The sequence below is a fragment of the Dietzia timorensis genome (assembly GCF_020742175.1).
GTDB lineage: Bacteria > Actinomycetota > Actinomycetes > Mycobacteriales > Mycobacteriaceae > Dietzia > Dietzia timorensis_A.
Map to the genome: position 1 here is coordinate 1 of NZ_DYXM01000234.1, position 9,376 is coordinate 9,376.

The following is a 9,376-nucleotide window of genomic DNA, read 5'->3' on the forward strand; positions in this document are numbered from 1 at the left end:
GCGTACTCGCCGCTATCCCAACGGATGAACTTACGTTCCCATCAATTGAGACTCGGGTCGGCCGGGTACGTCGAGAACAGGCTCAATGGCGCCTCTTGCCGGCGCATCACCTGCGCCCAGAGGTCGCCTGCCTTTTCGGTAATGACGTCGGACGGCAGGCCCAGCGCGACGATCCAGTCCCCGCGCGCGAGTTCCGCGGTGAGCTGCCCGGGCGCCCAGCTCGCGTAGCCGGCGAAAATGCGGACACCCTCCACCGCGTTCGATAGGGAATCGGGGTCGGCATCGAGGTCGACGACGTACACGCGCGACTCGACGTTGTGGACATGCTCGTCGTCGCGAAGCAGCCGACCAGGCTGAGCGACAGCGAGAGCGACGCCGGAGTCCCCGCTGAGAGGGCCGCCGCGGAAGAGCGCATGTGGGGGAGCGAGGATCTGGCCCCACGGTTCGAGGAGGTCGGCGACGTTGGCGTCGAGCGGCTTGTTGAGCATGACGCCGAGGGTGCCCTCGACTCCGTGTTCGATGAGGTAGATGATGGTCCGACCGAAAATCGGATCGTCCATGCCGGGGGACGCGATGAGGAGTTCGCCGGGACACGGCTGCCGCGCGTCGCGCGCGCCTGACAGGTAGTTCTGCCGCTCGCTCATCCGTGTCTACCTCCTTTGCGCCGGCCGGCGGGGTTTTGGCGTGATTATGTGAATATTGTGCGGGCAGATCGGCCAGTCGGCGCGGGATACCGGCGGGTTGGGTGGCCGTGCACCCCCGTTCCGGGCGTCCGAGACGGAGTTCAGCGCACCACTGTGGGCGCGAATCCCTTGGCATCGGGAACATCTGGGCCCTGCGCGCGCATCTGTGAGTTATGCCCACTACACGCGATGATTCCTCGTTGCAGCGCAAGGATGTGCCGGACCTCGGCAAGGACATTCGCCAGCTGGCGGCGTCCTTTGGCCAGTCCCAGGAGATCCTCAGCCGAATCGCCACGCGCGTCGACGCGCTCGGTGCGCCTGCGGCGTCGGCGCAGAAGACCGCTGCTCCGGCGACGACGCCGATTCCTGCGAAGAAGCCCCAGGCCGCAGCGCCGCCGAAAACCCCGCCCGCGCAGCGCCCGCAACAAGTCGCCGAGCCCACGCGGCCGGCGCAAGGTCGTTCCCCGCAACCTCCGAAGGCCGCGTCCCAGGACGCCGCACACGGGAAGACGCCTGCCGCACAGGGCCAGGCTCCAGCCCGGACTACAGGCCAAGCTCCACGCCCGTCGCCAACCAAGCCGGCTGGCGCGGCGCAGGCGAAGTCCGGCGCCCGGCAAGGCGACCGGACGACGTCGTCATTCCCGACGGCGCCGAGTCGGCCGCGCGAGGAGAACCTGATCCCGGCGTTTCAGAGCGTCCAGCATCCGCTGCCGCCTGTTGATAAGCGGGTCGCCGCGCCCAAGCCGGACCCGTGGGGGACGAAGGAGGGCGCGGTCACCCGCGTGCTCGGCATCGTCGGTGGCGTCCTCACCGCAATCGGCATGGCATTCTTCCTCGCCATCGTGTTCAACCTCGTCGGCCCGTTCGGTCAGCTCGGCATCGCCGTCCTCGTCGGAGCGGTCCTCGGCGGCTCCGGCTGGATACTGCAACAGCGCCACGAAAAGAAGCGCGGCCTGTCCTCTCCGCGGACGCCGAGTCACCAATTCGCCAGGCCATCCACACACATCGGTGCGCTGGCGCTTCTTGGCACGTCGATCGCGGTGTTCATGCTCATCCCGGTGGCCGCATCGGCCGTCTACGAACTCCTCCCGCAATCCATCGGCCTCATCATCGTGTTCGTAGTCGCCGCGAGTGGGCTCTGGCTCGCGCGGAAACTCAACTCCGCCGTCATGGCCGGAATCGGCTCATGTGGCGCGATGGTGTCGATGGTGATCGTCGGGCACTCGCTACTCACGCTCGCGGCCGTCGCCGTGATGTTCCTCGTCTCCGGGCTGCTCACGACACACCTCGGAATCGTGCTGCGCATCGTCCGCACCCTTACCTACCTCGGCACCGTGACCGCGATTTTCGTGCTTCTGTGGTTCGACGTCGCCGATGGCGCGGATCTCGAATTCGACCTCGGGCCGGTGCCCTACATTGCCGTACTCACCGCCACAGCGGTGTCCGCCATGATCATCGGTGCCCGCGACATCGAACACGACCACTCGTACGAGCTGGTTACCGGCGCGTGCGCTCTCGTGCCGGCGCTTCCGGTCGCGTACTTCTTCTTCGACCTCGAGGTGAATCCGAACCCGTTCTTCTTCCTCCTTTTGTCGGCCTTCTTTATTCCCGCGGGCATTTTCCTGCAGCTCCGCGCCAAACAGCTACGGTCCACAACCGTCATGTATGGCCGAGTAACGATGAGCCTCGGCGCGATGGCCCTCAACATCGGTCTTCTGTGGATGTCGCGAGAACTCGACTGGCCGGCGGGAATCGCATGCATCACGCTGACGGTGTCCGCGGCGAGCGCGTTCGCCTGGCACCAGCACAACCGGACGATGCACAGCCTCGTCCAGGCGTGCATCATCGGCGCCATCCCGCTGGTCTGGACTATCCCCGAGATCCTCAACGCGGACCTGTGGATGCTTCCCAACGAGCCTCTCGACGTTCCCGGCCTGCCGCTGGCGCAGCTCGTTGTGGTCACCGCAATGCTGACTTTCGCGCTCTACGTCCTCGCTCGAACCCTGTCGACGCTCTTCTCCACGCGACCCGCGACCTCGACGCCGAACTGGGCATGGGCCCTGCTCTCGCTCGCTTGGATCGCCTCGACGATCCTGTACGCCGGGCTCTATCTCACAGCCGGATCCGGCAGCGAGGTGTACTTCTACCTCGGACACCTCGTCGTCACCGTCGGATGCTTCGCGCTGGCGATCGTCCTGTTGTCGACGAAGAAGGCCCTGCCGGGAGCGAAGGCCGTCGGAGCGGTCGTATTCCTCGGTTCCCTGGCAAAGCTGTTCCTCGTCGACCTCGCCACCATGAGCGCGCTCGTGCGAATCCTGGTGTTCTGCCTGGTCGGCGGCATGCTCCTCGTCGCCGCGACGCTGCTGTCCAACCGCGCGGAGCCCAGCTCCGCACCCGGTGCGACGGGGCCATCAGATCCCAATGGACCCCGACAGCACGCCCAGCCCGGCACCGCCCAGCGACCCGGCACCCAAGGACCCGGCCCCAAGGAAGCCACCGCCCACGGAGCCACCGCCCACCGAGCCGACCCCAACGGACCCCACTCCCACGGATCCGCCTCCGGCCGACCCGGCGCCCAGGGACCCGGCCGCTAACGACCCGGCGGCGGCGCTTCCCGCGGCGCTACCGGCATCGACGCCGCCGCCGGTCGAACCGAGTGCGGCAGCATCGAGCGAGCCCATCGCCGCCGCCGATCCTGCCTCGATGCCTCCTTGGATCGCGGCGATCTCGCTATTCCCCGGCGCAGCGGGTGCCGGCGGAACGGGGTCGGGGCCCGCGAGGTGATCGGTGTCGCCGGCCAGCGCCTCTTCTACCGACTGCGTAGGTTCCGGCGCAGGCTCCGGCGCGGGTTCGGGTGCCGGGGCTTCGATCCCACCCTGAACCGGCTCCGGGCATACGACATCGCACAGGTTCGGCAGCTCCGGCGGCGCCGGTAGCGGCGGGAGTTCGGGAAGCGGCGGCAGCTCGAGGTCGATGCCCTCTGCCGAGCCTGCGCCAAGAGAACTGCCGATAGCTCCAAGTGCCAACGAACCTGCGGCGAGCGAGCCGAGGCCGCCCGCCGAGCCGCCGCCCATCATGGAGCCGCCGGCGACCGACCCTCCGCCGAGAGCGGCGGGGCTGAGGGAACCCACCCCGCCGAGAGCGCCGCCCGCGGCCGCCGATCCCGCCGCAGCGCCGCCCATATAGGGGACAGCCCAGGTGCCGGCGCCATCGTCGGTGTAGGTCTCGGCGTGCTCGGTGTCGTGGGCGAGCACGACCCGGTCGGCGACCCCGTCGCCATCGGAATCCCACATCGCGTCGGATTCCGTGCCGCTGCCGGTGAAGTCGATGGCCACGGCGTCGAGCGCCCCGGCGCCGCCGAGGTCGAGGTTGGGAGGGGTGGTCCATTGTGTCGGCTCTACGAGGCCGTCTCCGAAGAAGTAATCCATGCCCATAGCGTGACCCACAGGCCTGGACTACGGGGTGCGCTACCGATGGCTGTGGATTGCCTGCGGCTCTATCCACAACTTTGACGTCGGACTTCGCGCTAATTCGACGCCGCTTCGCGCACCCGTTCGTCCTCCACCGCTTCGTCGGCGCACTATCGCGTGGTCTACCTGCGACAAAACGCCTCGAGACCAGCGGACCCGGGCGCGCCGGAACGGGGTCGGGGGAGCGCCGGGAATCAGTCGTTCTCGGGCGAAACTTTCCCGGTCGAATCCGCGGAATGGGGTACCCGCGCCCACCACGCTAGAAGCACGAGGAACGCCAGCGCCCACAGGACGAACGCGTTGCCGACGATATGGTCCAGCACGTTCCAGTTCTGCTCGGCCCCGTCGTCGTGAGGGACGAGCCAGTAAGGGGTGGCGTAGAAGATAAGCGCCCCCGCAACCGCGAGGATTCGCGCGTAGAGCACGAGTGACGCCGGCAGGGGAGCGGCGGCGTCCGACGTCATACGTGGGAGTGCGATGCGGAGGACGACGATTGCGAACGGCACGATCCACACCCAGTGATGCCCCCACGTGACGGGCGAGGCGAACAGCGACACCAGCGCCACCGCGAGCGCCGCGTCCGCCGGGCGACCCGCCCGGCTCAGGGCCCAGGCAAGGATTCCGATGACGGCGATCGACGCGATCGAGAGGGCGATCCAGATCGCGGTGGCCGTGGGCCCCTCGCCGAGGAGCCGTTGTAGTAGGCCGTTGAAGCCTTGATTCGTGGCGAAGGACGGGACGCCGATCCGCTCGGAGGACAAAAGCGTCGTCGTCCAATATTCGACCGAAGCGCCCGGTAGCACCGCAAAGCCGATGCCGGTGCTCACAGCGAAGCCGGCTGTCATCGCCGCGGCACCGCGGAAATCGCGCCGGGCGAGGTAGTACAGCCCGAATACGAGCGGTGTGAGCTTGACCGCCGACACGAGGCCGACGAGAAGTGGCCCCCACAGCGAGGCGCGCGCGGGGTTTTCGTCGCCGTCTGCACGGCCGCTCGGCCGCCACGGCGCCGTGCCCGCAAGCAGCCCGGCGAGGATGCCCACCATGAGCAGGATATTGATCTGCCCGAACAGCAGAGTTTCGCGCACCGGGCCGATCCACAGCCCCAGCGCGAGCAACGGGAGCGTGAGCCCGATCGCCGTACGGACCGAGATGTTCCACGTGAAACGCGCGATGAGGACGAGGCAGTACCCGAGACCGGCGATCGATGCGAGGGTCATCAACGTCGAGCCGACGCCGAGCGGGACAAGCGCGAAGAGCGTGAATATCAGCGCCGCTATCGGCGGATAGGTGAACGGTAGGTGGTCGCCCTGGGCCAGCGCGGGCAGGATCGCGAAGATGTCGCCACCGTCGAGGACGACCTGCCCGCCCGTGCGATAGACGTCGAAATCGATGCGGTAGGGCGGATGGTCCTGCAAGCCCGGAAACCCGAAGACGTGGATTGCGGCGCTCACCGCGAGGGCGACGAGCCAGCCGAGCCACCACGCACGTCGGGAGAGGAGCGCGGTCACGGCGTCGGAGAGCTGCGCGCGCCGCGCGGGGGAGGTCACGTGCCATCCGCGCGCAACGCCCACGTCAGTTCCCGCCCTGCTGGTTCTCCCACCACGCCTTGAGCTCCGCCTTGGCCTCGTCCGGGTCCAGCGGACCGCGGTCGAGCCGGAGCTCCTTGAGGTACTTCCACGCCTTGCCGACGACCGGCCCCGGCGGCACGCCGAGGATCTCCATGATGTCGTTGCCGTCGAGATCGGGGCGCACCCGCGCCAGGTCCTCGGCCTCGGCGATCTCGGCGATGCGCTGCTCGAGCGAATCGTAGTTGCGCTGCAGCCGGTTCGCGCGGCGCTTGTTGCGGGTGGTGCAGTCGGCGCGGACGAGCTTGTGCAACCGCGGCAACAGGTCGCCGGCATCGTTGACGTAGCGCCGCACCGCCGAGTCCGTCCAGGCGCCGTCTCCATAGCCGTGGAAACGCAGGTGCAGGAAGATCAGGCCCGAGACGTCCTCGATCATCGCCTTCGGATACTTGAGCGCCCGCATGCGTTTGCGCGCCATCTTCGCGCCGACCACCTCGTGGTGGTGGAAGGTGACCCCGCCGCCGGGCTTGGGCGCGCGCGTGTCCGGCTTGCCGATGTCGTGGAGCAGCGCCGCCCAGCGCAGCACGAGATCCGGGCCGTCGTCTTCGAGGTCGATAGCCTGCTGCAGCACGGTGAGCGAATGCCAGTACACGTCCTTGTGCTGCATGTGCTCGTCGCGTTCGAGCTGCATACCGGGGATTTCCGGCATGACACGCTCGGCCAGGCCCGTCTCGACGAGGACGTTGATCCCCGCGACGGGATCCGCGCCGAGCATGAGCTTGTCGAGCTCGGTGCGCACTCGCTCGACGGTTATCCGGTCGATCTGCTCGGCCATCTCCCGCATCGATTCGCGCACGCGCGGGGCGAGGTCGAAGCCGAGCTGCGAGACGAACCTCGCCGCACGCAGCATCCGCAGGGGATCGTCGCCGAAAGACACTTCCGGTGACGACGGGGTGTCGATGATCCTCTCGGCGAGCGCGTCCACCCCGCCGATGGGGTCGCAGAACTCGGTGCCGCCGCCGGGCAGGAGGCGCACCGCCATCGCGTTGACGGTGAAATCGCGGCGGACGAGGTCACCTTCGAGCGTGTCGCCGAAGGTAACCGTCGGGTTCCGGGTGACCCCGTCGTACGAATCCGCGCGGTACGTCGTGATCTCGACCTGCCATTCGGGCTGCGGCTGCGCGGCGTCATCCAGCGAAGGGGCGGCGGACCGGGGGACCGGGATGGCCGCGGAGACCGTGCCGAACTCGATTCCGGTGTCCCACACCGCGCGGGCGCGGCGGGTGAGGATCTGGCGCACGGTCTCGGGGCGTGCGTCGGTGGTGAAGTCCATGTCCGACACCCGCGCGCCGAGAAGCGCATCGCGCACGCTGCCTCCCACGAGGTACAGCTCGTGCCCGCTCGCCGCGAAGTCGTCGGCGAGCGGGGTGAGCAGCGGGGCCAACGTGTTGAGTCGGCCCTGCGCCGCCGCGAGAAGCTCCAGTTGATGGCCCGGGGAAGTCACGGCGGAAACTTTACCGCGAATTCGCCCCGGCCCGAATCCGTGCCCGGCGAGCCCGTGCGCCGAGCAGGGGCCGCGCACGGGCCGACGATTCCTTAGTTTCAGGGGGTTGTCGGATACCATTAGCAAGTGAACGATTTTGAACGTCAAACGGCGAGCGCGGGTTCGCGCCCAGGCCGACGACGTTCCCGGCGCGCGGCCGGACCTGCGGGAAACCATGGTTCGAACGCCGCGCAGCCCCCGGCCGGCGGACAGCGCGCCCACGCGCACGGATCCGCCGGGGCGCCCGGAAAGGGCGGCAACGGGACAGGTGGTGCAACACCGAAGAGCGGCCCCGCCAAGGGCAACGCCGACCCGGGACACGGGCCGGCCGAGGGCCGCTCCCGGCGACGACGTCGGCGCGGCCGAGGCCGCGGCTCCGGGGCACGCGCCCAGGCGGGCGCGGCAGCCAACGGCACCACCACTGGCGACGGGACGTCTAAGGCTGGCGCGGGCGACGACAGCTCCGCCGAGCAGCAGAGACAACACGGACAGCAGCGCAAGAACGCCCGCGGCGGCTCCCGCACGGGCGGCCGCGGGCGCGGACAGGGCGCCAAGGGTCAGGGCCAGAAGCCAGGGCAGAAGCAGGGCCAGCGCCACGGCGGGCGCGGCGGCCAGCAGCGCGGACAGGGCGCGCGCGGTGGCTCACGTAAGTCCACCGCGCGGGGCCCGCACGCCTCGCTACGCACGGTCCGCGAAACCTCCGCGGGCGGGATGGTCGTGCGCGGCCTCGCCGAACTCGCCGAGGCCTACGCGGAACAGGGCGAAGGTCTCGACCTCGCGAGCGTCGAGGCGCTCGAAGTCGCGCTGATCGGCAGGCTCGACCGGCGTGGGCGCATGCTGTGGTCGATGCCCAAGGGGCACGTCGAGGGCACCGAAACCTACGCGCAGACCGCGCGGCGCGAGGTGCTCGAGGAGACTGGCCTCAACGGCACGATCCTCGCCGAGCTCGGCAGCATCGACTACTGGTTCGTCGCCGACGGAAAACGCATCCACAAGACGGTTCACCACCACATCATCCGGTACGACGACGGAGACTTGTGCGATGAGGACCCGGAAATCACCGAAGTGGCATGGGTGGCTTTTAAGCTGTTGCCCATGCGGCTTGCCTACACCGACGAGCGCCGACTGATGGACACCGCGCGCGACCTCCTCCCGGAGCTCGCGGCCGCCGAGGTGGCCGGACGAAATCCCGAGCCACGCCCCGCCGACGTCGTCGATCCGAACAGGAGATCGGCGACTCGCGAGGAGAGCTCGGCACGTCCGACGTCAGCAAGCGGTAACAAGCCCGTCCAGGGCGCAGACAAGGGCCACGGAGCGGCCGCGGACGCGACGCGCAGCGGCGAAGGGCGCAAGCGCTCGCGCCGGCGCAGGGGCCGCGGCGGTCGTGGACGTGGCGGTCAGCAGGCTGGGCACGGCCAGAACCAGCACGCCCAGCGGCCTCGCGGCTCCCACGGCAATCGGCAGAACCAGAAGAAAGCCGGCGGGCAATCGGGCCCGGCCGGAAATTCGGGAGGCTCCGGCAACCGCGGTAACTCCGGCCAGTCGGGCCGCGACGACAACACGCGGGGCAGCGGGCAGTGATCCGGCGGGGCGCGAGGGTCTGCGCCAGTGTGGCGTGTACTGCCGCGCTGGTGTTGACACCCGTCGCCGGGATCGCCGCGGCCCAGTCGGTCCTCGGCGCCCCGTCGGCGGCAGCCGCGCCCACCGCCGCCCCGGGCGCTCCGGAGCCGCAGACGGCGGCCGAGCTCGACCTCGTCCCGAATCCGGCGCCGACCCACGCGCGGGTGTCGATCGACGAAATCACCCCGCAGGTCGCCGACGGTGCGCCGGGCTCCGACGCGATCAACGGCATCCCGCTGGTCACCGTCCGCGGGACCGTGACCAACGCGTCCGATGAGGAGATCACCGACCTCACGCTCCGGCTGCAGCGCGGCCCCGGGACCTCGGAGCCGTCGCAGGTGCGCGCGGCGCTCTCGGCGCCGGAGCAGGATTTCGAAACCGCCGGGCCCTTCGAGCCGCTCGCGGACGCTCTCGCGCCCGGCGCCGAGGCGCCTTTCGAGGTGAAGATGCCGTTGTCCGAGGCGAACAACGGGCCGTCGCTGCAGATCGATCAGC

The 9,376-nt window shown here is 69.3% G+C and carries 5 protein-coding genes and 1 pseudogene; 3 read left to right on the top strand and 3 right to left on the bottom strand.

All coding sequences use genetic code 11. From position 1 onward, the window contains the following. Positions 1-41: 41 nt before the first annotated feature. On the bottom strand, positions 42-644 hold the full coding sequence (locus K8V11_RS12280; RefSeq protein ID WP_303914713.1) for a YqgE/AlgH family protein: 603 nt from the start codon (positions 642-644) through the stop codon (positions 42-44). A gap of 212 nt (positions 645-856) precedes the next feature. Between K8V11_RS12280 and K8V11_RS12285 the strand changes: the two genes are divergently transcribed. Beyond that, positions 857-3,277 carry a DUF2339 domain-containing protein gene (locus K8V11_RS12285; RefSeq protein WP_303914715.1) on the top strand — a complete coding sequence of 807 codons (2,421 nt, stop codon included), beginning with the start codon at positions 857-859 and terminating at the stop codon, positions 3,275-3,277. 1,070 nt (positions 3,278-4,347) lie between these two features. On the opposite strand, the gene K8V11_RS12290 is transcribed toward K8V11_RS12285, so the two are convergent. Both K8V11_RS12290 and K8V11_RS12295 read right to left on the bottom strand, forming a co-directional pair. Further along, positions 4,348-5,700, bottom strand: coding sequence for a glycosyltransferase 87 family protein (locus K8V11_RS12290; RefSeq protein WP_303914717.1), 1,353 nt, complete (start codon positions 5,698-5,700; stop codon positions 4,348-4,350). A gap of 25 nt (positions 5,701-5,725) precedes the next feature. After that, positions 5,726-7,222 carry a CCA tRNA nucleotidyltransferase gene (locus tag K8V11_RS12295; protein ID WP_303914719.1) on the bottom strand — a complete coding sequence of 499 codons (1,497 nt, stop codon included), beginning with the start codon at positions 7,220-7,222 and terminating at the stop codon, positions 5,726-5,728. A 126-nt stretch (positions 7,223-7,348) separates the two neighbouring features. On the opposite strand from K8V11_RS12295, the gene K8V11_RS12300 reads away from it, so the two are divergent. Next, entirely contained in the window at positions 7,349-8,842 is a 1,494-nt protein-coding gene (locus K8V11_RS12300; protein ID WP_303914721.1) for an NUDIX hydrolase, read from the top strand. Positions 8,843-8,892: 50 nt separating this feature from the next. Continuing rightward, positions 8,893-9,376: pseudogene (locus K8V11_RS12305) on the top strand (hypothetical protein); the annotation flags it as partial.

Bases quoted from the DNA above. Each gene is read 5' to 3' on its own strand.
- K8V11_RS12280 (WP_303914713.1), bottom strand. From the start codon at position 644: ATGAGCGAGCGGCAGAACTACCTGTCAGGCGCGCGCGACGCGCGGCAG.
- K8V11_RS12285 (WP_303914715.1), top strand. From the start codon at position 857: ATGCCCACTACACGCGATGATTCCTCGTTGCAGCGCAAGGATGTGCCG.